The organism is Maricaulis alexandrii, assembly GCF_005871165.1.
Classification (GTDB): domain Bacteria; phylum Pseudomonadota; class Alphaproteobacteria; order Caulobacterales; family Maricaulaceae; genus Maricaulis; species Maricaulis alexandrii.
The window spans coordinates 259,769-280,677 of sequence record NZ_SWKP01000007.1 but is presented as its reverse complement, the minus strand read 5'-3'; the positions used below and the strand labels follow the sequence as shown (position 1 = coordinate 280,677).

The 20,909-nt window shown below is 63.6% G+C and carries 21 protein-coding genes; 8 read left to right on the top strand and 13 right to left on the bottom strand.

The genetic code is table 11. The features are described 5' to 3' along the window. Nucleotides 1-36: 36 nt before the first annotated feature. Both lptM and argH read right to left on the bottom strand, forming a co-directional pair. Nucleotides 37-201, bottom strand: coding sequence for an LPS translocon maturation chaperone LptM (lptM, locus tag FCS99_RS16125; protein WP_171036329.1), 165 nt, complete (start codon nucleotides 199-201; stop codon nucleotides 37-39). Next, a complete protein-coding gene (gene argH, locus FCS99_RS10435) occupies nucleotides 198-1,616 on the bottom strand; it encodes an argininosuccinate lyase (RefSeq protein ID WP_138512253.1) in 1,419 nt (472 codons plus the stop codon). Before argH ends, lptM begins: the two co-directional genes overlap by 4 nt. A 29-nt stretch (nucleotides 1,617-1,645) precedes the next feature. Between argH and FCS99_RS10430 the strand changes: the two genes are divergently transcribed. Then, the gene (locus FCS99_RS10430) at nucleotides 1,646-2,233 is read left to right on the top strand and encodes a TlpA family protein disulfide reductase (protein WP_138512251.1); all 588 of its coding nucleotides are present in this window, start codon (nucleotides 1,646-1,648) and stop codon (nucleotides 2,231-2,233) included. Nucleotides 2,234-2,708: 475 nt separating this feature from the next. On the opposite strand, the gene FCS99_RS10425 is transcribed toward FCS99_RS10430, so the two are convergent. Then, on the bottom strand, nucleotides 2,709-5,519 hold the full coding sequence (locus tag FCS99_RS10425) for a TonB-dependent receptor (protein ID WP_138512249.1): 2,811 nt from the start codon (nucleotides 5,517-5,519) through the stop codon (nucleotides 2,709-2,711). Between the two features lie 244 nt (nucleotides 5,520-5,763). Here FCS99_RS10425 and FCS99_RS10420 point away from each other — a divergent pair, with 244 nt between their 5' ends. The 4 genes from FCS99_RS10420 (at nucleotide 5,764) to FCS99_RS10405 (ending at nucleotide 9,736) form a co-directional block, all read left to right on the top strand. Beyond that, nucleotides 5,764-6,822 carry a phytase gene (locus FCS99_RS10420; RefSeq protein ID WP_138512247.1) on the top strand — a complete coding sequence of 353 codons (1,059 nt, stop codon included), beginning with the start codon at nucleotides 5,764-5,766 and terminating at the stop codon, nucleotides 6,820-6,822. A gap of 20 nt (nucleotides 6,823-6,842) precedes the next feature. Further along, nucleotides 6,843-7,133, top strand: a complete 291-nt coding sequence (locus FCS99_RS10415; RefSeq protein ID WP_138512245.1) for a hypothetical protein — start codon at nucleotides 6,843-6,845, stop codon at nucleotides 7,131-7,133. Nucleotides 7,134-7,164: 31 nt separating this feature from the next. Then, nucleotides 7,165-8,235: a helix-turn-helix domain-containing protein gene (locus FCS99_RS10410; RefSeq protein WP_138512243.1), complete on the top strand. Its 1,071-nt coding sequence runs from the start codon at nucleotides 7,165-7,167 to the stop codon at nucleotides 8,233-8,235. A gap of 88 nt (nucleotides 8,236-8,323) precedes the next feature. Next, nucleotides 8,324-9,736 (top strand): amidohydrolase family protein, encoded by a 1,413-nt coding sequence (locus FCS99_RS10405; RefSeq protein WP_138512241.1) that lies wholly within the window; start codon nucleotides 8,324-8,326, stop codon nucleotides 9,734-9,736. Between the two features lie 64 nt (nucleotides 9,737-9,800). Here the strand turns inward: FCS99_RS10405 and FCS99_RS10400 are convergent, their stop codons facing one another. The 4 genes from FCS99_RS10400 to FCS99_RS10385 form a co-directional block, all read right to left on the bottom strand. Continuing rightward, a complete protein-coding gene (locus tag FCS99_RS10400; RefSeq protein ID WP_138512239.1) occupies nucleotides 9,801-10,730 on the bottom strand; it encodes an electron transfer flavoprotein subunit alpha/FixB family protein in 930 nt (309 codons plus the stop codon). A 2-nt stretch (nucleotides 10,731-10,732) separates the two neighbouring features. Further along, a complete protein-coding gene (locus FCS99_RS10395) occupies nucleotides 10,733-11,482 on the bottom strand; it encodes an electron transfer flavoprotein subunit beta/FixA family protein (protein WP_138512237.1) in 750 nt (249 codons plus the stop codon). Nucleotides 11,483-11,874: 392 nt separating this feature from the next. Further along, nucleotides 11,875-12,426: a hypothetical protein gene (locus tag FCS99_RS10390; RefSeq protein ID WP_138512235.1), complete on the bottom strand. Its 552-nt coding sequence runs from the start codon at nucleotides 12,424-12,426 to the stop codon at nucleotides 11,875-11,877. Next, nucleotides 12,426-12,788 (bottom strand): PadR family transcriptional regulator, encoded by a 363-nt coding sequence (locus FCS99_RS10385; RefSeq protein WP_138512233.1) that lies wholly within the window; start codon nucleotides 12,786-12,788, stop codon nucleotides 12,426-12,428. Before FCS99_RS10385 ends, FCS99_RS10390 begins: the two co-directional genes overlap by 1 nt. A gap of 128 nt (nucleotides 12,789-12,916) precedes the next feature. Here FCS99_RS10385 and FCS99_RS10380 point away from each other — a divergent pair, with 128 nt between their 5' ends. Then, nucleotides 12,917-14,389 carry a serine hydrolase domain-containing protein gene (locus FCS99_RS10380; protein ID WP_171036328.1) on the top strand — a complete coding sequence of 491 codons (1,473 nt, stop codon included), beginning with the start codon at nucleotides 12,917-12,919 and terminating at the stop codon, nucleotides 14,387-14,389. A gap of 72 nt (nucleotides 14,390-14,461) precedes the next feature. Here FCS99_RS10380 and FCS99_RS10375 read toward each other — a convergent pair whose 3' ends face one another. From FCS99_RS10375 to FCS99_RS10365, 3 genes are all read right to left on the bottom strand, one after another. Further along, on the bottom strand, nucleotides 14,462-15,046 hold the full coding sequence (locus FCS99_RS10375; RefSeq protein ID WP_138512229.1) for a YceI family protein: 585 nt from the start codon (nucleotides 15,044-15,046) through the stop codon (nucleotides 14,462-14,464). 77 nt (nucleotides 15,047-15,123) lie between these two features. Continuing rightward, on the bottom strand, nucleotides 15,124-15,621 hold the full coding sequence (locus FCS99_RS10370) for an NADAR family protein (RefSeq protein WP_138512227.1): 498 nt from the start codon (nucleotides 15,619-15,621) through the stop codon (nucleotides 15,124-15,126). Continuing rightward, nucleotides 15,618-16,193, bottom strand: coding sequence for a cob(I)yrinic acid a,c-diamide adenosyltransferase (locus FCS99_RS10365; RefSeq protein ID WP_138512225.1), 576 nt, complete (start codon nucleotides 16,191-16,193; stop codon nucleotides 15,618-15,620). The genes FCS99_RS10370 and FCS99_RS10365 overlap by 4 nt, the downstream gene beginning before the upstream one ends. A 43-nt stretch (nucleotides 16,194-16,236) precedes the next feature. Here FCS99_RS10365 and FCS99_RS10360 point away from each other — a divergent pair, with 43 nt between their 5' ends. Next, nucleotides 16,237-17,334, top strand: a complete 1,098-nt coding sequence (locus tag FCS99_RS10360) for a serine hydrolase domain-containing protein (protein ID WP_138512223.1) — start codon at nucleotides 16,237-16,239, stop codon at nucleotides 17,332-17,334. Here FCS99_RS10360 and FCS99_RS10355 read toward each other — a convergent pair. Beyond that, entirely contained in the window at nucleotides 17,331-17,543 is a 213-nt protein-coding gene (locus tag FCS99_RS10355) for a twin transmembrane helix small protein (protein WP_138512221.1), read from the bottom strand. The two genes, FCS99_RS10360 and FCS99_RS10355, sit on opposite strands and share 4 nt — an antisense overlap. Beyond that, nucleotides 17,543-18,592, bottom strand: coding sequence for a Rieske 2Fe-2S domain-containing protein (locus tag FCS99_RS10350; protein ID WP_138512219.1), 1,050 nt, complete (start codon nucleotides 18,590-18,592; stop codon nucleotides 17,543-17,545). The genes FCS99_RS10355 and FCS99_RS10350 overlap by 1 nt, the downstream gene beginning before the upstream one ends. Nucleotides 18,593-18,728: 136 nt before the next feature. Between FCS99_RS10350 and FCS99_RS10345 the strand changes: the two genes are divergently transcribed. Beyond that, complete coding sequence (locus tag FCS99_RS10345) at nucleotides 18,729-19,286, top strand: hypothetical protein (protein WP_138512217.1); 558 nt, start codon at nucleotides 18,729-18,731, stop codon at nucleotides 19,284-19,286. On the opposite strand, the gene gluQRS is transcribed toward FCS99_RS10345, so the two are convergent. Continuing rightward, entirely contained in the window at nucleotides 19,283-20,119 is an 837-nt protein-coding gene (gene gluQRS, locus FCS99_RS10340; protein ID WP_138512215.1) for a tRNA glutamyl-Q(34) synthetase GluQRS, read from the bottom strand. The genes FCS99_RS10345 and gluQRS overlap by 4 nt on opposite strands. Nucleotides 20,120-20,909: the final 790 nt, after the last annotated feature.

Below are 20,909 nucleotides of genomic sequence, written 5' to 3'. Positions count from 1 at the left end.
GAGCCGGCTGCATTACGTTTTTGAGAACTGGCAGGCTCAGCTTTCGCCCTCATCCGCCTCGTCGGCGGTGTCGGAGGATTCATAGTCCTGCGGATTGCCCCAGAGGGGATCGGGGCGTTCCAGCTCGCCGCGCAGACCGCAGCCGGTCAGGCCGAGCGATGTCAGCGTCAGCACAAGAATGGCGCCGGATTTCCTGGTCATGATGTCTCCCTTTCACGCAGGCGGGCCTGCCAGGCCTCGACCTGTTCACGCACCCGCACGGGCGATGTGCCGCCATAGCTGGTGCGGCTGTTCATGCTGGCCCGGGCACTCAACACGGAAAACACGCTGTCGTCGATGTCCGGATCGACCGATTGCATCTCTTCCAGGCTCAAGGCGGCCAGCGGCACGTCCTTGGCCTCGGCCAGTTTGACGATGGAGCCGGAAATGTGGTGCGCGTCGCGGAAGGGCTTGCCCAGTTCGCGCACGACCCAGTCGGCCAGGTCGGTGGCGTCGGAATAGGCCTCACCGGCGGCCTCTTCCATGGCGGCGCCATTGAAGCTCAGATCGGCGGCCATGCCGGCCATGGAGAGCAGGGCCAGTTCCAGGTCATCAATGGCCTGGAAGACCGGCGCCTTGTCTTCCTGAAGGTCCTTGGAATAGGCCAGTGGCAGACCTTTCACGACAGTCAGAAGACCGGTCAGCGAGCCGATGATGCGGCCCGGCTTGGCGCGGACCAGTTCGGCCGCGTCCGGATTGCGCTTTTGCGGCATGATGGAGGAGCCGGTCGACCAGGCATCCGACAGGGTGGCGAACTGGAAGCGGCGCGTGCACCACAGCACGATCTCTTCGGCAAAGCGGGACAGGTTGACTGCACAGATCGCCGCGGCGCTAAGGACTTCCAGGGCAAAGTCGCGAGCGGCGACCCCGTCCAGCGAGTTGGCCATCGGCCGGTCAAAGCCCAGCGCCCTGGCGGTCATGTCGCGGTCGATCGGGAAGGCCGTTCCGGCCAGGGCGGCACAGCCCAGCGGGCTTTCATTGAGGCGTTTGCGAGCGTCGGCGAAACGGCCGCGATCGCGCTGGGCGACCTCCACATAGGAGAGGAGGTGGTGGGCCAGCGAAACAGGCTGGGCGGTCTGCAAATGCGTGAAGCCGGGCATGACCTGGTCGACATGGGCGGCGGCCTGGTCGACGAGCGCCTTCTGGTAGGCCGCCAGCATGGCATCGATCCGGTCGCAGGCATCGCGCAGCCAGAGGCGGAAATCCGTCGCGACCTGGTCATTGCGCGAGCGGCCCGTGTGAAGCCGGCCGGCCGGTTCACCAATGATTTCCTTGAGACGCGCCTCCACATTCATGTGGACGTCTTCCAGTGCTGCCGACCAGGGAAAGTCGCCGGCGTGGATTTCCGTGCGGACCTTTTCCAGCCCGGCGCGGATCGCCGCAGCATCCTCGCTTGAAATCACCCCGGTTTCGCCCAACATCTGCGCATGCGCGAGGGATCCGTCGATATCCTGGTCCGCCATCCGCTTGTCGACATCGATCGAGGCATTGATGGCTTCCATGACGGCAGACGGTCCGGCGGAAAACCGGCCGCCCCACATGGCGCTGGATTTGGAGGACGCGGGCTTGTCAGACATGGGCTTCCTGCGGTCAAGGAGATGACGAAATGAAATCACCACTTGGAATAGCCATTTTTGGCATGGCCGCAATCCTTGTGGTGGGTTTTGTCTCCATCGCCTTCATCAGCGGCAGCAATTCGGGCGACCAGGGCAGCCTGTCGAGCTACGCCCAGGGCGAAATGCGGGCCTTCACCTCGTTGGATGAGCCCCCGGCCCAGCCCGATGTGGTCTATGCGGATGCGTCGGGCAATGAAGTCCGCCTGTCGGACTATCGCGGCCAGGTCATCCTGGTGAATTTCTGGGCCACCTGGTGCGGGCCCTGTGTCGAGGAAATGCCGGCCCTCAACCGTCTTCAGGCGGAAATGGGCGGGGATGAGTTCCAGGTCGTGACGATCAGCCTGGACCGGTCGCTCGACGATGCGGTCAGTTTTTTCGAGCGCTATGACCTGGCCGAATTGCCGATAATCCACGACACCCATCTGGCCAGCTTCACCCGCATCCAGACGCCCGGCCTGCCGACCTCCATCCTCTATGACCGCCAGGGCCGCGAGATCGGCCGCCTGACCGCGCCGGCAGAATGGGACAGCGATGACGCGATGCGTCTGATCCAGGCGGCGATCAATCGCGGGGTCTGAGTGGTTTCAGCACCCCCTCTCCCCTGCCGGGGAGAGGGGTAAAGGGTGAAGACTCCCTCTTCCTCGGCATCAAAATCCATCCCTTTTCAACCGTCATCCCCCGGCTTGTCCGGGGGACCTCGACCAACCGGTCGGCGGGTGAGCTCAGGTCCCCCGGATGCCGGCCTTGCCGTCACCGTGGGATGACGGATGGTCGAGCTTGTCGGTTGAGTGCCACATCGCGTACGCCCTACCCCCCAAAAAAATAGGCCGCCCACGAACACGGGCGGCCAGGGAGTTTTGCTTGCCTCGGAGGGATGCCGTGGCGTGAGCCCGTTCGGGGAGGAGCGGGTTGGCGCCTGTCTATCGGCGCTTCACGACGCATTGATGACGGGTTGGCAACGGATTCACGTCAGCCGCAGGGCTCGGGATACGACAAAGAAAAAGCCCCGGATCGCGTGATCCGGGGCTTCTTCTTGGCGTTGGCCGTGGAGGCCTAGTAGGTCCAGCGCAGACCGAAGACCGACGACCAGCCGTATTCCTCGAGCTGTTCGATCCGGTCGACACCGTCCGGCCGGGTGACGGCGCGGTAGGGTTCGTCCGTGACATTCTTCAGATCGGCGAAGATCTGGAGATTGTCCGACAGTTCGAACTTGGCCGAGAGGTCCAGCTGGGTGTGTTCCAGGACGAACCGGTCTTCACCGGCATCGCCGCGGATCTCGTCGAGATATTCCGAGCGGGTCGAGACGACGGCGCGCAGATCCCACGGACCCTGGTCATAGCCGAGCACCGCATTCCAGACCGTGTCGGACTGACCCGGCAGGGAAATCTCGCGGCCATCGGCCAGCACGGCCGAGCTGTCCGACATGGTGGCGTTGAAGCCGACGATGAAGCCTTCCACCGGCAGGAAGTCGAGGGCCTGCTGGTAGTTGAACTCGAGACCCGACACGTCACCTTCCGGCAGGTTGATGAAGGTGTCGGCTTCGTCGAAGAGGCGACCGTTCAGCGTGTAGTCGGAGTACTGGACCGGCGCGATGATGTTTTCCAGATCCTTGTAGAAGTAGCCGAAATACACGACGGCGTCGTTGTTCGGATACCACTCGATGGACAGGTCGAAGTTCTGGGCTTCAAGGCGTTCCAGATCCGGATTGCCGAATTCACCTTCCACTTCGTCATCATCATTCTGCTCGACCAGGACGCGCGGGGCGAACTCGCCCGGGTTCGGACGCTGGATCGAGGCGTAGTAGCCGGCGCGGGCGATCACATTCTCGGCCAGTTCGAAACGGCCCAGGATGGACGGCAGCACGTCGGTATAGTCGTCGGATGCGGTCAGCGGCGTGACGAAGATCTCGTCCTCGGTCCGAACCACACCGTTGAAGGTGGAGTCTTCCTCGGCGAGGTAGACTTCATTACCGCGGGCGGAGACGTCGGTCTGTTCGATGCGGAGACCGCCAACCACGCGGATCGGGCCATTGTCCCAGCTGCCCATCAGGTAACCGGCGGTGACGTCCTCGGACACACCGTAAGAGGCACCGGCTGTCTCGATATTGCTGTCGAGGTCTTCATAAGACAGCGCGGACAGGTTGGAGAAGAAGAAATCACGGACGGCATCGGGATTGGCGACCGGACCGATGCGGGACTGGCCGTAATCGACCGTGCGGGTCACATCGGCCAGCGTGATCAGGTCGCTGTCGTCATAGACGTCGAAGTCCAGCGCATATTTCTTGTCGCGCAGGCGAACCCGCAGACCGCCCTGGATATAGGCCGCAGCCCCGTCCAGCGTGAAGTCCTGGCGGATGTTCAGGGCACCGGCATATTCGCGGTCCTGGGCCAGGCCATTGGTCAGTTCGAAACCGTTATTCTCATAGTTCGACGCGTCGAAAATGTTCTGCGTCGTCAGGCCGCCCTGATAGTGCAGGGTCGGCATGAGCGGGTCGGACACGTTGACGCCGATGGTTTCGCCATCCTCGAACGTGCCGCGGAAGTCGACGTCCAGACGGTTCGGCTCTTCTTCCTCGGCATGGACGTAGGACAGCGACCAGTCGATCGTCGTATTGCCGCGCAGCCATTCACCGCCGAAATCGGTGGCGAAGATGAGCTGGGTCTCCAGACGGTCCTTGATGTCGCGGTCGATATCCATGTCCGACGTGGTCAGGACGGCCAGGTCGCCGGAGGAATTGACGTCGTCATAGTCGGCGTCTTCCAGCTTGATCTCGACACGGCTGCGATATTCCTGGTCGGAGAAGTCCGAATAGGTCGAGCGCAGGTAGAAGCTCAGCTCATTGTCGACACGGTAGTCGAGGTTCAGCGTAGCGGTGGTGCGCTCGCGGGTGACTTCGTAATTGCGCAGCTCCACCTCGTTCGGGAAGGGCACGCTTTCGCCGGTTTCCCAGCCGCCATCGACTTCAAAGCTTTCCGAGCCGAAGACGCGTTCCTGGTGGGACAGGGAGGCCGCGACGCCGAGACGGTCATCGAGGAAGCTGTCGGCGAAGTTGATGCTGGCGCGCCAGCCGAATTCCTGTTCCAGGTCGGAATAGAGGGTGGCGGCGCGGGCGCGCAGATACATCTCGTCGACGTCGAAGCCGGACATGGTCTCGATTTCGACATTACCGCCGACGCTGTCGCCATCCATGTTCGGCAGGAGCGTCTTGTTGATCACGACGGAGGACAGGACGTCGGCGTCGATGACGTCGAGGCCGACCTGGCGGTCTTCGGCTTCCGGCGAGGTCAGGCGCACACCATTGATCGAGGTGGAGACCAGGTTCGGGGACAGACCGCGGATGGAGACGAAACGGCCTTCACCCTGGTCATTGAGCACGTTGACACCGACGGCACGGCGGGCGGCTTCGGCGACATTCTCGTCCGGGAACTGGCCGATGGCGTCGGCGGTCAGCACCGCGACATTGCCGTCATTGGCGCGCTGGCGGGAGAGGGAGGAGTTCAGCGCACCGCGCTGACCGATCACCAGGATGTTGTCGACGAATTCGACATCATCACCCAGCGTGATGGCCGGGGAGATCGTGTCATTGACCGAGGCCAGGGTGACCGGAATGTCGCGCGGTTCGGTACCGACATAGGTGACGCGCAGCGTGTAGTCGCCGGCGGCGAGGCCGACGATGCGGAAGCTGCCGTCCGAGGCGACCGTGGTCGTCTGGCCGGTTTCAACGACGCGAACCGTGGCGCCTTCCAGGCCCACCGTTTCGGAAGCGTCTGTCACGCGGCCGGCAATCGTGCCGGCCTGGGCCGCGGCTGCAGCGGAAAGTGCCAGCACCGACGCGGTGCCAAGCATGGCGAGTGTCTTGCTCATTGGGTCCCCCAACAAAAAGGATACGCAGAAACGCTTGCCCGGATGGGCGTGTCCGCGGCCTCTATGGGGGGATAACGGCGACACGCTGATGACGTTTGACCCTCAGTTTCGTGTCGATTGCGCGTCAGTTTCGCAACAACGCGAAATCGCCAATCAATTGTCAGGGAAACGTCACGAAACCCCGGGTGTGCCGTGTGTTTCGCTATGGTATCGGCTCGCCAGTTTTGCCTTTGGGGGTTGGTCCATGATTCCGGTTCGTTCGATTTCGCTAATGTCGCTCAGCGTGGCCCTGATGGCGTGCAGTCCGTCCGGTCTGCCGCCGCGTTCGGTGTCCGCTTCGGTGGAAACCGCCAGCGTGGCCGGAATCGGTGATGCCGCCGATGACCCGGCCATCTGGGTCGCCCCGATGCCGGAAGACAGCCTGGTCTTCGGGACCGACAAGGATAATGGCGTCTATGCCTACAATATGGACGGCAGCGAGCACGCCTATCTGCCCGAAGGCCGGTTGAACAATGTCGATGTGCGCTATGGCTTTGATCTGGGCGACCGCCAGGTCGACATCGCCGGCGCGTCCGACCGCTCCAATATCGGGGTGGCCTTCTTCTTCATCGATCCCGCCAGCCGCGAAGTGAGCTATGCCGGGGCGGTGCCGGTAGAGGGTGTCGTGGAGCCCTATGGTTTCTGCTTCTACCGCAGCCGTCGCACTGACGATCTCTATGCCTTCGTGTCGGACAAGGAGCCGGGCACTTTCGTCCAGCTCCTGCTGGGCTGGAACGGTACCTCCGTGGAGGCCACGGAAGTCCGTCGCGTCACGCTCGGCACGATTGCCGAGGGCTGTGTCGCCGACGACCGCACCGGCCAGATCTACATGAATGAAGAGAATGTCGGGGTCTGGGTGATGGGCGCCGAGCCGACTGATCCGGCGGAACCGGTCCAGATCGCCGAGACTGACGGCATCCATATCGCCGCCGATGCGGAAGGGGCTGCCCTGATCCCGGTCGGTGACACGTCCGGCTATCTGGTCGTGTCCAGCCAGAGCGACAACACCTTCGCCGTCTATGATCTGGACACGCACAGCTTCGTCACCCGTTTGGAGATTGCCGAGGGTGAATTCGACGCCGTGTCGCATACGGACGGGCATGACATGTCCACGGCCAATCTTGGTCCGCTTTTCCCGGCGGGCATCTGGGTCGCCCAGGATGATGAGAATGATACGGGCGGCCAGAACTTCAAATTCGTCGATCTGCGCGATGTGCTCGCCGAGATCGAAGCGGCCCGCACCGAAGGCTTGGAAGCCCCGTAACAGGCTGCTAGGGGGAGCGCATGGCGCTCCTTCTTCCCCTCATCCTTGTCGTTGCCATGGTGACGCTGGTCCTGTTGCACCGCGGCCGGGATGGCAGTGTGCGCGCCCGTCTGGGCCAGTTGGAGGCCGGGCTGGAGGCGCGCCTGGCCGGGCAGGCAACCGCGCCGGATTTCAGCGATACGTCGCTGAACGGTCTGCCACAGCATGTTCATGATGCGATCCAGGCCGGATGTGCAGGAGATCCGGATCAGGCAAGGCGGGCGCTGGCCGTGATCCGGGAATATCGCGCATTTCGCGGCTGGAAGGCCTAGGCAGGCCCGCCGGGCCCGCTAGATTGCTGCCATGACGCTTATGCCCGTCCATCTCGTTCAGGTCGCTCTGGCCGCCGTTGCCGCGGTGGGCCTGGCCCTGACCGTCAGCCAGCCACGCCTGCGCGCGCTGAGTGCACTTCTGGTTATGTCGCTGAGCTGGATGGTCTTCAACTTCCTGGAGGAGACAGCCGGGTTCCGGAATGTCTGGCTGGTGACGCCGGCTTTCCGCCTGGCCTATCCGCCGTTGATCTATCTGGTCGTACGGGGCGTGATCCGTACCGGTCCGGCCCTGACCTGGCGGGATTGGCCGCATGCCGTGGCGCCGCTCCTGGCCCTGCTGCTGACGCCCCAGATCGGCCTGGTCGAGCATGCAGCCCGGATCAGCCTGCTGGCCTATTCCGTCGCCGCGATCTGGCAGATCCACCGCTTCCACCGGGCCACGCGCCAGACCCGCTCCGATGCGCAGGTGATCCAGCTCAACGGGCTGATGCTGCTGGTGGGCTTCTATTTCGTCGACAGCGTGTTCGATGCGGTTCGCATGGATGCGCTCTGGCTGCGGCCGCACTGGCCCTGGCTGGGCAGTCAGGACGCGTATCTCTTCCAGCTTCTCCTGTCGCTGGTCTTCGTGTCCGTGCTGATCTTCCTGGCCGTGCGGCATACGCGCCTGTTCGAGGGATTGCCGCCGGGCGGCATGGCCTTGGAGGCAGGCGCCGGCGGGCCGGACGAGGCGGTTTCCGATACGCAACGGGCGAATTTCCGGCGGGTTGAGGCGGTGGTGCGGGGCGAAGCGCTCTATACCGAGCCGCGCCTCCTGCGGTCGGAAGTGGCGCAGGCCGCCGGGCTGAGCGAACGTGCCGTCTCGCAGGTCATCAAGGCGGCGACCGGCTGCAATTTCAACGACTATATCAACCGGCTCCGCATCGAGGATGTCTGCGCCATGATGCGCGAGGATGCGGTCTCCGGAACCCAGCGCCGGGTGATCGATCTGGCCTATACGGCCGGCTTCAGCTCCAAGTCCGTTTTCAATGACGTGTTCAAGCGGGAAACCGGCCAGACGCCCTCTGCCTATGCCGCCGGCCTGGCCGGCGATGCGGCCGGCTGACGAATACCGGACGTCCGAAATCCGGATTCCGGACGACGCCGGCTCCCGGACATGATGCTTCGACCCGGTCCTCAACCGGGAGAAACACATGTCTCGAAAATGCCTCTTGCCCCTGGCCCTCCTCCTGTCGGTCTTGATCGCCGTCGGGTTCTGGTGGGTCCGGCTGCCTGCCGCCTTGTCGCCCGACCGGTCATCTGACGCGGTCTATTTCATCGAGAACGTCGCCTTGCTCGACCCTGTGTCGGGCGAATGGCGGTCGGATGGTCATGTCCGGGTGAGCGAGGGCCGGATCGCCGCCATCGGGACCGGTCCGGTTTCCCATGCCCTGCCGGACCTGCCACGCGTGGACGGTCAGGGCCTGACCCTGATGCCCGGTCTGATCGACATGCATGTCCACGTCTTCGATACGGTCGACCTGGCCGCCAATCTGGCGCATGGCGTGACGACGGTGCGCAATATGGGGGGCATGCCCTTCCATCTCCCGCTGGCCCGCCGGATCGAGCGCGGTGAGATTCTGGGGCCCCGCCTGCTGACCACGGGGCCCATTCTCAACGAGACGGGCGGTCGCAATAGCAATCTCCTGCATCATTCGGTCGCCGGCGCCGACGAGGCACAGGCAGCCGTGCGCCGGCAATACGCGGCCGGCTACCGGGATCTCAAGCTCTATTCCAACCTGTCTCGCGAAAGTTTCCAGGCCATCCGCGAGGAGGCGGCATCCCTGGGACTGACAATGAGCGGACACCCGGTCGAGGGGACGGAAGCGGATCCCCTCTCTATCATGCCCACCCTGGGCGCCGGCTTTGTCACCCTCGAACACACCGAATCCATCGTCTGGCACGGGCTGGAGGATGACACCGATCCGGACCGCGCCTGGATCCTGGCGCAGCGCATGGCCGCGGCCGGCGTGACGGTCGATCCGACCCTGGTCGTGCACGAAAACCTGACCCGGATTGTCGAGACCCAGGGCGCGCACCTCACCCGTCCGGACATGGAAGGCTATAATCCCGTTGTCGCCGGCTTCGAGCAGGATGCGTTCGATTTCTGGTCGAGTTATCAGGGCCATGACCGCAGTGAGATGCAGGCCTTCTATGTCGCCTTCACCGGCATGATGCATGAGGCCGGTGTCCGCCTCACGGTGGGCACGGATGCCGGCGTCATGGCGACCCCGCATGGCGTCGCCACGGTGCGCGAGATGGAGTTGCTGGTGGAGGCGGGTTTGACCCCGCTCGAGGCGATCCGGGCGGCCACGCTCAATCCGGCCGATGCGCTGGGGATGGGCGGTGAGATCGGTTGTCTGGCGGTGGGCTGCGCGGCGGACTTCGTTCTGGTCGAGGGGGATCCGCGCCAGTCCATCGGTCTGCTCTATCAGCCGCAGGCGGTGGTTCGCGACGGTCGCTGGTTGGGCCGGGATGACCTGGACGCCCTGGAGGCCGCCGGCCGCCAAACCTCGCAGATCCGGACCTGGTGGAATCTGGGGCGGCATTTGTGGTCGATCCGGTGATGCTGGAAACAAAAACGCCCGGCTGATCCAGCCGGGCGTCTTCGTTTGGCGTGTCGCCTCGGGCTTAGCCCAGGGCTTCGTCCAGTTCGGGCAGGGCCGAGAAGAGGTCCGCCACCAGGCCGTAATCGGCGACCTGGAAGATCGGGGCTTCCTCGTCCTTGTTGATGGCCACGATGACCTTGGAGTCCTTCATGCCGGCGAGGTGCTGGATGGCACCGGAAATGCCGACGGCAATGTAGAGCTCCGGAGCGACGACCTTGCCGGTCTGGCCGACCTGGTAATCGTTCGGGACGAAGCCGGCATCGACCGCGGCGCGCGAGGCACCGACGGCGGCGCCCAGCTTGTCGGCGATGGTGTCGAGCAGGTGGAAATTGTCACCGGACTGCATGCCACGGCCGCCGGAGATGACGATCTTGGCAGAGGTCAGTTCCGGACGGTCCGACTTGGACAGTTCCTCGGAGACGAATTCCGACTTGAACGGACCGGAACCGGCACCGATCTCGTCGATCGAGGCAGAGCCGCCATCGCCGGCCTTCTCGAAGGTCGTCGGGCGGACCGTGATCACCTTTTTCGCGTCGGAAGACTTCACCGTCATCATCGCATTGCCGGCATAGACCGGACGCACGAAGGTGTCGGCGCTTTCCACGGCGGTGATGTCGGAGACCTGCATCACGTCGAGCTTGGCGGCGACGCGGGGCATGAAATTCTTGCCCATCGTGGTCGCAGCGGCCAGCACGGCGTCATACTCGTCCATCATCGGGGTGACGAGGGCGTCGAGGGCTTCCGCCGTCGGCGAGGTGAAGACATCGCTCTCGGCGTGCAGCACCTTGGAGACACCATCCAGCTTGGAGGCAGCTTCCGCCACGGCACCGGCATCCTTGCCGGCGACCAGGACGTGGATGTCGCCACCCAGGCCCTTGGCAGCCGTCACAACGGCGCGGGTCGCGTCGTTGAGCGTTGCATTGTCGTGTTCGGCATAAACGAGAACAGCCATGATCAGATCACTCCCGCTTCATTTTTCAGCTTGTCGACGAGTTCGGCGACTGTCTCGACCTTCACGCCGGCTTCGCGCTTGGCCGGCTCGGCGACCTTGAGCACTTCCAGGCGCTTGGCGATGTCGACGCCGTAATCGTCCGGCGACTTGGTGTCGATCGGCTTGCGCTTGGCCTTCATGATGTTCGGCAGCGACGCATAGCGCGGCTCGTTCAGACGAAGGTCCGTGGTGATGATGGCCGGCATTTGCAGCGCAATCGTCTGCAGGCCGCCATCGATCTCGCGGGTCACCGTGGCTTTGCCGTCGGCGATTTCGACCTTCGAGGCGAACGTGCCCTGCGGCCAGTCCAGCAGCGCGGCCAGCATCTGGCCGGTCTGGTTGGCGTCATCATCAATGGCCTGCTTGCCCAGCAGGACGAGTTCCGGGCTCTCTTCCTCGACCACAGCCTTGAGGAGCTTGGCCACGGCGAGCGGCTCCACCGTCTCGTCGGTCTGGATCAGGATGCCGCGATCCGCGCCCATGGCGAGGGCCGTGCGGATGGTTTCCTGAGCCTGGGCCGGGCCGATCGAGACCGCAACGATCTCGGTGGCCACGCCTTTTTCCTTCAGGCGGATGGCTTCCTCGACTGCGATTTCGCAGAAGGGGTTCATGGACATTTTCACGTTCGCGAGGTCGACGCCCGTTTGATCGGGCTTCACGCGGACCTTCACGTTGTAATCGACGACCCGTTTGACGGGGACGAGAATCTTCATGCTTGGGCTCCGGTTGGCCGCGCGCTGGATAATCTGCGCACCTAAAGAAATAGGCCGCGAACCTGCCTTCGCCAGTGCGGTAAGTCAATGCACTGAGCTGGCTTACGTTCGCGTCAATTCGCAGTTGCGGTATCGTCTGGACTGCGGGCTGATCTTTGTGGCGCAAAGCTCCGGCAGGCCCAATTCACAATGCTATCCGTTTCAATGGGGTCCGGCTTCGGTGTGTGTTTAGAGTATCGGGTATGCCTATTTTCCGGCAAGTTTTGCTGCGGCGCGTGGTCGCGGTGCGGTCAGTCGAACCCGCGGAAGGCCAAACCGGTCCCTGTCTTCTTCCGGACCGCCGGCTTGAGGCGTACGAAGGCGTGTTTGCGTCCGACCCGTGTCCGTGGGCTTCAGGGCTTCATCCAGCGGGAGACCGGCCCGGTCGGTGCCAGGGCGATGCGCCAGAGCCCGTACAGGCCGGCACTGACGGTCAGGATGATCGCGAGCATGGCCGGAATGAACCAGCTGCCCAGGACCTCGCGGGCGCCCGGCTGGGATTCGTAGGAGAGGGTGGGGACCCGGTCGCCGGGGTAAATGTAGAGGCCCACTCCGGCCGGATTGAAGAGTTCCATCACGGTCATGTGCAACAGGGTCAGAAGCACCAGTCCGGTCGCTCCGATGACCATGATGGCCAAATAGTGCAGGCCGATGGCGAGCGGCTGGCGCCAGGCGGGCGGTGGCGATGGCAGCGGGCCGAACCGGGCAAGCGCCTCCCGCAAACGGTCCGCTTCCGTCTCCAGATTCGAATGGGCGATGAGCTCGGCCATGTGGGCCTTGGCCTCCGCTTTCGCGTCCCGCCGTTCTGAACGGGAGAGGTGACGATTGGACCAGTCCAGCCGTTTCAGGAAGTCCGACCAGAGACGACGGGCCTCGGAGGTTTCGAAATCCACAGTCACATCCATCAATCGGGTTCCTTTCCGGTTTGCGCTTTCAGCACGTCGTCCATGCGGCGCCAGATGGTCTGCATGGCATCAAGCGTGCGCGCGCCCAGTTCGGTCACGGTGTAGTATTTGCGGGGTGGCCCCGTGTCCTCGGCCACCCATTCGGCGGTGACAAGCCCGTCCTTCTTCATCCGGGTCAGAACCGGATAGACGGTGCCTTCGGCGAGGTTTTCGAATCCCGGCGCCTGCTTCAGGGCGGCCACGACCTGGTAGCCGTAGGCGCGACCGGCCTTCAGCCGGGCCAGCAGCAGCATCTCGAAATAGCCTTTGCGGGCCTGGGAGCTCCAGCGGTCGAGAATCTCGTCCATCTCAGTCCCGATCATGAATTTCCGCCTCGCTGATCATTCATCCCTTCCTATGGCTTGTGTATCGGCTTTGCAATATATATAGCAATGCATAGTAGTTGGTATCGCCAACGTTGAGGTGGGAAGGATCGGATATGTCGCCCCTTGTGAAATTGAGAGCTATTTGCCTGGCCATTCTTGTTGTGATGGCAGGCCTGACCACGATGGGGCTCCGGCAAATCCGTGGCCTGGAGCCGGGTAGTTCGGATACCGAAATCGCCACGCATATGGACGCGGTTCTGGATCACGCGATGCAGCGTTACTCGATCGCGGGTGTCGCGGCCGGCGTGATACGCGATGGTGAGATTGTATGGCGGGCACGTGCCGGTCGTTCGACCAGCGAGGGCGCGCCGGTGACGGATGCGACGTCGTTCAATCTCGGATCGATCTCCAAGCCCCTGACGGTCTGGACTGTTCTCAGCCTCGTGCAGGACGGGCTCATCGATCTGGATGCCCCGCTGTCGACCTATGCACTGCCTTTCGAGCCTGACTATGGCGAGCATTCGCCTGACGCGGTCACGGTCCGCCGCCTTCTCCAGCACACGGCAGGAACCAATCAGCCGGGCTATGGCGGGTGGGGTGCCCATGAGGAGCAGCCCGAGGACGCGGTTGACCTCAGTGAAAACTTTGCGCCCCTCCGGGTCGCGTATCAGCCCGGTGAGCATCGACGCTATTCCGGTGGGGGATATGTCCTGCTGCAAATGCTGGTCGAGACCGTCACCGGCTTGGATTTCGACACGGCCGCCCGCCAGCACGTGCTGGACCCGCTCGGCATGACGACGGCCGGTTTTGACTCGTCAAGACTGCCGACCGTGTCCGAGGCCTTCAATTATTATCGCCAGCCGATCGAGGACTTGCGGGATGTCGCGCTGACGGCTGCGGGCGGTTACGCCTCTGGCGCTGATATCGAGCGTTTTCTGCTGGCCCATATGGATGGCGGTGGCGTCCTGACCAACGACAGCCTGGAACAGGCCTTCGCGCCGACCGACCCCAATCCGCGCTTTGCCATGAGCTATTCGCGCTGGGAAACCCCGACGGGGATCCTGATCGGGCATGGCGGGAATAACTCCTCATGGAATGGGCAAATATACATCCAGCCTGCAACCGGCGACGGCTTTTACTTCCTCACCAATGCGACATCAGGTGCGCAGCTGGACTTTGATCTGAGCTGTGCTTGGCTGGGTCTGATGGAAAGCGAAGACGGTGCCGCGCGCTGTGATGAGGCGGTCTCGCTGACTCACCAGCTCGCCTGGGTCAGTGCGGGGCTGGGCGCCGCCAGCCTGTTCTGGGTCTACTGGCTGGTGGCGGGCTGTGTGGCCGGCAAGCGGGTTTTGTCATTGCGGCCTGTCGGCCGGGGTCCCCTCCGCCTGTGGGGGCGTCTCTTTCTGGCCTTCCTTGCCTTTGCCGCGACCCTGTTTCTCATCTGGATCTTCTGGACCAATTCCGTGATCTGGCGCACCGAGACCATCATGATTGACGAGGTGCCGGTGGATGAGCTGGAGACATTGTCTGTGGCCCTGACGAGCCTGTTCGCCCTTCTGACCCTGTGCCTCTGGTCCAGCCCGAAAATTCGGCGCTGAACCCGAAAGGCGATCAAAAAAGGGGCATGTCCGGTGGACATGCCCCTCTTGTGGTTCATCGTGCCGACAAACCTATTCCGCGGCGACCAGCTCCGTCGAGATGAACAGGTCGATCTCGTCGGAGACGAAGGGAACGGCAAAGCCCATATCCCATTCGGAACGGACGATCGTGCCGGTGGCGGTGAAGCCCAGCTTGGTGTTGCCATCACGGGTCTCGCCGACCTGGTTGAGCGTGACGTCCAGGCTGACCGGGGCGGTGACGCCATTCATGGTCAGGTCGCCGGTCATCACACCGGTCTCCCCGTCTTCGGTTTCAAACCCGGTCGCGACGAAGTGTGCGGTCGGATTGGCCTCGGTGCCGAAGAAGTCGTCGGAATTCAGGTGGGCAATGAAGCGGTCCTGATTGGCACCGACCCAGAAACCGTCGATCAGGTTGAAGGTGATGTCGACCGTGGAGGCAGACGGGTTTTCCAGATCCAGTTCCAGCGTGCCGTCATAATCGGTGAACTGGAGTTTCTGCGTGGAATAGCCCTGGTGATCCCAGCTGGCCTCGATGATGGTGTGGGTCTTGTCGAACTCGTAGGCGACCGGCTCGGCCTGGACGGCAGCGGCGCCGAACAGGGAAAGGGCAGTGGTCGCGATCAAAAGGCGGGTCATGCGGATCTCCGTATGAAGTGAACGTACCGGTACACATAGGTGAAACGGCGCGGAAATCGACGGGTTCCGGATCACTTTTAAGTTTCCTCGGCGGAAACAATACCGGCGTCTGCGATCTCATTCCTGACTCGCATCAGGATTTTACCCAGCAGATTGCTGCCGCGCCATTGGGTTGGATCCAGGGCTCTGGGATCATCCTCGGCCAATCCGATCCCCCAATTGGGGTCGCGCGGATTGGCTTCGGCAAGGAGGGCGTCACCGGTCCGCAGGAGTTTTTTGGCTAGCCCGGAATTCTGGCCGAACTTCTCGCGATTGGCTGTGTAGACTATGGTCTCGCGATGCTCGGCCCAGATGGTTTCGTCGAACCTGGACACCCGGCTGCCCATCAGTTTTTGCTCATGGGGCTTGTCGGTCGCCATGATCCGCGCAGCCATAGCGGTATCGCCAAACAGCAGGGCCTTGCGCTCCATCATGAATTGCTCGGCACAGGAATAAACCCGGCCTTCCCAGTGGAAAGGTGAGGGATGCCACTGGCTGAGCGGGCCACGCAGGAAGAGGTGGACGTCGCCGCTCAACGGTCCTTTCCCGGCACCCAGAGCACATCGCCGCCGGCGTCGAGATTGGCCGTGCGGGCCATCACGAAGAGCAGGTCGGACAGACGGTTGGCGTATTTCAATGTCAGCGGATTGAGACGGGTGCCTGTTGCGGCCAGGGCGGAAATCTTGCGTTCGGCGCGGCGGCACACGGTCCGGGCGACGTGCAGCCGGGCCGCCGCTTCGCTGCCGGCGGGCAGGATGAAAGAATTCAGCGGCTCCAGTTTCGCATTGAGCCGGTCGATCTCGTTTTCCAGGAAATCGATCTGGGTCTGGGTCATGCGCAAGGGTTCCCAGTCCGGCGGCGTGTCGCTTTCCGGCACGCACAGATCAGCGCCCAGGTCGAACAGATCATTCTGGATACGGGCGAGCGTTTCATCCAGCCCATGTCCGGAGCCGAGCGCGGCGCGGGCGAGGCCGATGGAGGAATTGGTCTCGTCGATATCCCCATAGGCCTCGACCCGCAGATCGTGTTTTACCGTCTGGGACATGTCGCCGAGCCGGGTTTGACCCGCATCCCCGGTTCGCGTGTAGATTTTGGTCAGTTTCACCATTCTGCCTGTGTAGCCGCAGGCTGGAGAGCGGGGAAGGGGAAGCATGATGTGGCGTGATGTCTGGGGCGGGGTGCTGGCCCTTGGTCTTCTGGTCCAGCCGGCGGTTCAGGCCCAGCCGGACCTGCAATCGATCGCTGATACCCTGCTCGAGGACAGCGGCGCGCCCGGTGCCGTCGTCATGCAGGGCAACGCCGACGGGGTCAGCCTTGCCGTCGCCGGTGTCCGGGCCGCCGGCACGGATGCGGCCATCGAGACGTCCGACCTCTGGCATCAGGGCTCCAACACCAAATCCATGACGGCCACGCTGGTCGCGCGCCTGGTGGAACAGGGTGTTGTCGGATGGGATGACACGGTCGCGGATCATCTGGGCGATGTGATCGACACGATCGATCCGGCGTATCGCGATGCGAGTTTCGAGCATCTGCTCAGCCACCGGTCCGGCTTGCCGGCCAATATCGGGCTGATGGCCACGCTCGGTTTCATCACGTCGGGTGATGATGATCTGCCGGCCCAGCGTCTGCGCTACGCAGCGGACATTCTCGCCCAGTCCCCGACGGGCGAACCGGGTCAGGACTATCTGTATTCCAACGCCGGCTATGTGGTGGCCGGCGCCATGCTGGAACAGGCCACCGGCACGAGCTGGGAAACGCTGATCACCCGCGAGGTGTTCGAACCGCTGGGACTGGACAGTGCCGGTTTCGGGGCGCCCGGATCAGGCGATGCACCTGACCAGCCGCGCGGTCACAAGCGGGGCCTGTTCGGCGGGCTCAATGCGGTGGCGCCCGGCCCCCGGGCGGACAACCCGCCCGTCATGGGGCCGGCGGGGACAGTCCACATCTCGGCCCCCGACATGGCGGTCTATCTGCGCGCGCATCTGGACGGTGATGCCGGGCGGGGCGGTGATTTCCTGTCGCCGGACAGCTGGCAGCACCTGCACACGCCCCCCTTCGGTGGCACTTACGCGCTGGGCTGGGGCGTGCGGGAGGCGCGACTCTTCCATGCCGGATCGAACACGATGTGGCTGGTCCAGATCGGGCTCGACCGGGAAACCGGCCGGGTCTTCATGGTCGGTGTGAATGCCGCCCCGGACGCGGATGTCGAAGCCGCCGTGCGGGCTGCGACCGGTGCGGTGCTCGACTAGCTGCCGAAATTCTGACGGACGTAGAGGATCACCAGAAGCAGCAGGATCGCGACGAACTGTGTCACCACGCGCAGGCGCATCAGCTTGTTGGAGCGTGAGCGGGCTTTTTCGTCACCGCGGTAGAGATTCACGATGCCGGTGATCAGCACGACCACGACGGCCAGCATGGCAATGTAGAGGAAGCCAGTGAGGGCGTTGTCGAGGGTCATCAGCTTCTCCAGCGCAGGGTTGCGGGTTTCACGGGGTTCTTGAAGGGCTCACCCGTCTCGCGATGCTTCTCCCAGGCGCGCTTGAGGGCGAAATACCATTTCGCCTGCACATCGCTGTCATGGATCAGCATGAGTTTGGGGTCATAGGCGAGGCCGACCTGCTGGGCATTGACCGCATCGCGGTCCTGACCCACGAAAATCTCGATCCCCATCTTGATCAGCGGATTGGGCACGATGCTGGGCAGCCAGTGATCCCAGTAGACGACGATGGTGATCGCGGTCGAGTTCTCATTGGTCGGCGTCACGGCGGTGAAACCGGTGAAATGCTTGCCGCCCGCCTGGACATATTCGGTCCGCAGGCCGGGCAGCTGGAAGCGGATTTCCGTCTGCGGCTCGCCCATCAGGCGGTAGAGATAGGAATTCTTCGACGGCACGTGGGGCAGCATGGAGAAGCCACGCTCGACCGGGCCGAACTTCTTTTCCTTCTCATGCACGGACTTGGCCGACCGCCACCACCATTGCCGGTGGATATAGGGGATGTGGGCCGGATCCATCAGTCCGATCACGGCATGATCGACATGACAGTTGAACACGTCCCGCACGACCAGTTTCGGCTTGTGGCCCTCCGGAATGTCCAGCTTGGGCGGATCGATGGAGGGCGGATTGTCGGCATCCTCCTCGCCCGCATACCAGATCCAGATCAGGCCCTGGTCCTCATGCACCGGAAAGGCGCGGGTGCGGATCTTGGACAGATCCATGGCCTCGGCCTGGTCGCCGGTGAGGGAGGGGATGGCCGCGCAGGACCCGTCCGTGCGGAAACGCCAGCCATGATAGGGGCATTCCACCTGGGTCTCGCCGCCATGCTCCTGCGCCTCGCCGCCGGACAGGAGAATGCCGCGGTGCGGGCAGATATCCTTCAGCGCATAGGCGCGCCCCTGATGGTCGCGGCCGAACAGGATGGGCTGGCCCAGCAGCTCCCGGTGGAGATGCTGACCCGGTTTCAGCTCGCTCGACAGGGCGCCGAAATACCAGAGATCACGTACGAACATGTCCGCCTGATAGCGTGTCCGGCGCGCCCTGCCTAGCGTGGAGGACGCATTAAAAGTGCGGCATATCGGCTTGCCGCACCGGTCGCCGCCTGCCTAGACTGATCATCCGCGCTGGGGCGTGAACGAGGATGCGAGAATGAAGCTGCAGACCCTGCGGCGCATCGCCCTGTCAGCGCTGGGCGGGCTGTGCGTGGCGAACTGCTCCCCGCCCCCGCCCGGTCATCCGGAAACCGGCCGGCTTCCGGCCGCGGCCCAGACCGCCTTTGCCGCCTGGCTCGATCAAATCAGCGAAGGCAGTCTCGCCTGCGAGCCGGCGGAGGTGGAGAGCGCCCGTGCCGCAACGGCCTTCATTGATGATGATGCGGAACCGGACTTCGTGATCGAGACCCGCGCCCTGCATTGCCGGACGCGGCGCGGCGAGTCGGCTGTCGCCTATTTCTGCGGCACGACAGCCTGCGCCTTTCCCCTGCTGGTGTCACGGCGTGGCGACTGGCAGGTCGTGCAGCTGATGTCGGGCAATCATGTCCGCGCGATCGAGCATTATCGCGAGACCCGGATACAGGTCCGCGAGATTGATCGCGGCGCGCCGGGCGGGCGCATGGTCCTGGTCCGGGAATATGCCTGGCGGGACGGGGCTCTGGTGCGGATCAATGAATACAGCGAGACCGCCGAAGCCCGGCGCGGCGGCCGCTAGAAGCCCCATTTCGTGCGGACATCCTCTGCACTCATCCCGGCCTCGCGCATGGATTTGAGCGTCACCGAGAGATTGCGCTTGGCAAAGCGCTGGCCGTTCTCGTCAGTCAGCAGGCGGTGGTGCCGGTAGATCGGCGTCGGCAGGTCCAGCAGCGTCTGCAACAGGACGTGCAGGGGCGTCAGTTCGAACAGATCCTCGCCGCGAATGATATGGGTCATGCCCTGCAGGGCATCATCATGCACGACGGCGATGTGATAGCTGGTCCCGACATCCTTGCGCGCCAGGATGACATCGCCCAGCGGGTCCGGGTCGGCGGGCAGCAGGCCGCGCTCATCCTCGATGAACTGCATCGCCGCAAAGCGCGGGCCCAGCACATCCCGGCAGCGATCCAGCGACAGGCGCCAGGCATAGCTCTCGCCCTTCGCCACCCGTTCGGCTTCTTCATCGGCGCTCATCGGATCAACCGGCCCGCGATAGACCTCGCCCGCCCCGTGCGGCGCGCGGGCAATATCGTCCAGGATTTCCGCGCGCGTCTTGAAACAGCGATAAACGACCCTGAGAGCGATCAGTCGCTCCAGCACCCGGGCATAGTCATCAAAATGCTCCGACTGGCGCCGCACCGGCAGCTCCCAGTCCAGGCCCAGCCAGATCAGATCGTCGAAAATGACCTGATCGAATTCCGGCTTGCACCGCGTCGTATCGATATCCTCCAGCCGCAGGATGAAGCGCCCCCCTTTTTCGGACGCTGCCTGCCAGGCGGTCCAGGCCGAGAAGGCATGCCCGATGTGCAAATGGCCGGTGGGCGAGGGGGCAAAGCGCGTGGTGAAGATCATGGGGGCAGGTTTAGGCGGGTTCGCGGGGAATGGGGAGGGGCGTTGATGTCGCCAAATTTGCATTTCCCCCGGGCGAAGTCCCGGGGCCGACGGGACGTTCCGTCTTTTCATCGGATGAGGATGCGGCACCTTCGGTGGGGCCCGGGACTTCGCCCGGGAAAATTGCTTGTGCGGGGCATGGGCTCTCTTTCTCCTGAACAAGAGCTTGTGATTGTCATCCCGGATGGATGCCCGGCCTTGAGCCGGGCGTAAGTCCGGGACCCATAATCCCGGTTTGAATCTAGCGATCGGAAATGGTCGCGCCTGCTTTCGGGCTGATCTTGCGTGTATGGGGCCCTGATCTGCGCTCCGCCTTCGCGGGGCAGAAGCCTGCGCCCGCGAAGGCGGGTGTCAGGGATGACAAGGGGATGCGGTTGAAGAAGCGGACGTAGCGCCACGCGCGACCACGCTGGCGGTATGAGAGGTGTGCGGGAGACCTGACGGGTCTGTTTTCGTAGTGAGTGTGAGTGACCTGACCGGTCTCCCGCACGCGGAGATTTGATCGTCTTCCCTTGCGGGCGACGCACCGAAACCGCCTGGGTGCCAGCACGGTCGGGACCTTGTGCCGTGTGCCCCTGGCGATGGCCCTGCCGGAGCTCAGGATGTCACCCCCTCGCGCGGACAGGCTCCGCACACTTCCGGGCACAAGGGACTGAGCTCGCGCCTCTCTTCCCGGAAGTCACAGGAAGTGTCCCACAGGTTATGTGGGTGGGGATAAGTTGCGCTGGTTCAGCACTCCCTCTCCCTTGGG

Bases quoted from the DNA above. Each gene is read 5' to 3' on its own strand.
- lptM (WP_171036329.1), bottom strand. From the start codon at position 201: ATGACCAGGAAATCCGGCGCCATTCTTGTGCTGACGCTGACATCGCTC.
- argH (WP_138512253.1), bottom strand. From the start codon at position 1,616: ATGTCTGACAAGCCCGCGTCCTCCAAATCCAGCGCCATGTGGGGCGGC.
- FCS99_RS10430 (WP_138512251.1), top strand. From the start codon at position 1,646: ATGAAATCACCACTTGGAATAGCCATTTTTGGCATGGCCGCAATCCTT.
- FCS99_RS10425 (WP_138512249.1), bottom strand. From the start codon at position 5,519: ATGAGCAAGACACTCGCCATGCTTGGCACCGCGTCGGTGCTGGCACTT.
- FCS99_RS10420 (WP_138512247.1), top strand. From the start codon at position 5,764: ATGATTCCGGTTCGTTCGATTTCGCTAATGTCGCTCAGCGTGGCCCTG.
- FCS99_RS10415 (WP_138512245.1), top strand. From the start codon at position 6,843: ATGGCGCTCCTTCTTCCCCTCATCCTTGTCGTTGCCATGGTGACGCTG.
- FCS99_RS10410 (WP_138512243.1), top strand. From the start codon at position 7,165: ATGACGCTTATGCCCGTCCATCTCGTTCAGGTCGCTCTGGCCGCCGTT.
- FCS99_RS10405 (WP_138512241.1), top strand. From the start codon at position 8,324: ATGTCTCGAAAATGCCTCTTGCCCCTGGCCCTCCTCCTGTCGGTCTTG.
- FCS99_RS10400 (WP_138512239.1), bottom strand. From the start codon at position 10,730: ATGGCTGTTCTCGTTTATGCCGAACACGACAATGCAACGCTCAACGAC.
- FCS99_RS10395 (WP_138512237.1), bottom strand. From the start codon at position 11,482: ATGAAGATTCTCGTCCCCGTCAAACGGGTCGTCGATTACAACGTGAAG.
- FCS99_RS10390 (WP_138512235.1), bottom strand. From the start codon at position 12,426: ATGGATGTGACTGTGGATTTCGAAACCTCCGAGGCCCGTCGTCTCTGG.
- FCS99_RS10385 (WP_138512233.1), bottom strand. From the start codon at position 12,788: ATGATCGGGACTGAGATGGACGAGATTCTCGACCGCTGGAGCTCCCAG.
- FCS99_RS10375 (WP_138512229.1), bottom strand. From the start codon at position 15,046: ATGACCCGCCTTTTGATCGCGACCACTGCCCTTTCCCTGTTCGGCGCC.
- FCS99_RS10365 (WP_138512225.1), bottom strand. From the start codon at position 16,193: ATGGTGAAACTGACCAAAATCTACACGCGAACCGGGGATGCGGGTCAA.
- FCS99_RS10360 (WP_138512223.1), top strand. From the start codon at position 16,237: ATGATGTGGCGTGATGTCTGGGGCGGGGTGCTGGCCCTTGGTCTTCTG.
- FCS99_RS10355 (WP_138512221.1), bottom strand. From the start codon at position 17,543: ATGACCCTCGACAACGCCCTCACTGGCTTCCTCTACATTGCCATGCTG.
- FCS99_RS10350 (WP_138512219.1), bottom strand. From the start codon at position 18,592: ATGTTCGTACGTGATCTCTGGTATTTCGGCGCCCTGTCGAGCGAGCTG.
- FCS99_RS10345 (WP_138512217.1), top strand. From the start codon at position 18,729: ATGAAGCTGCAGACCCTGCGGCGCATCGCCCTGTCAGCGCTGGGCGGG.
- gluQRS (WP_138512215.1), bottom strand. From the start codon at position 20,119: ATGATCTTCACCACGCGCTTTGCCCCCTCGCCCACCGGCCATTTGCAC.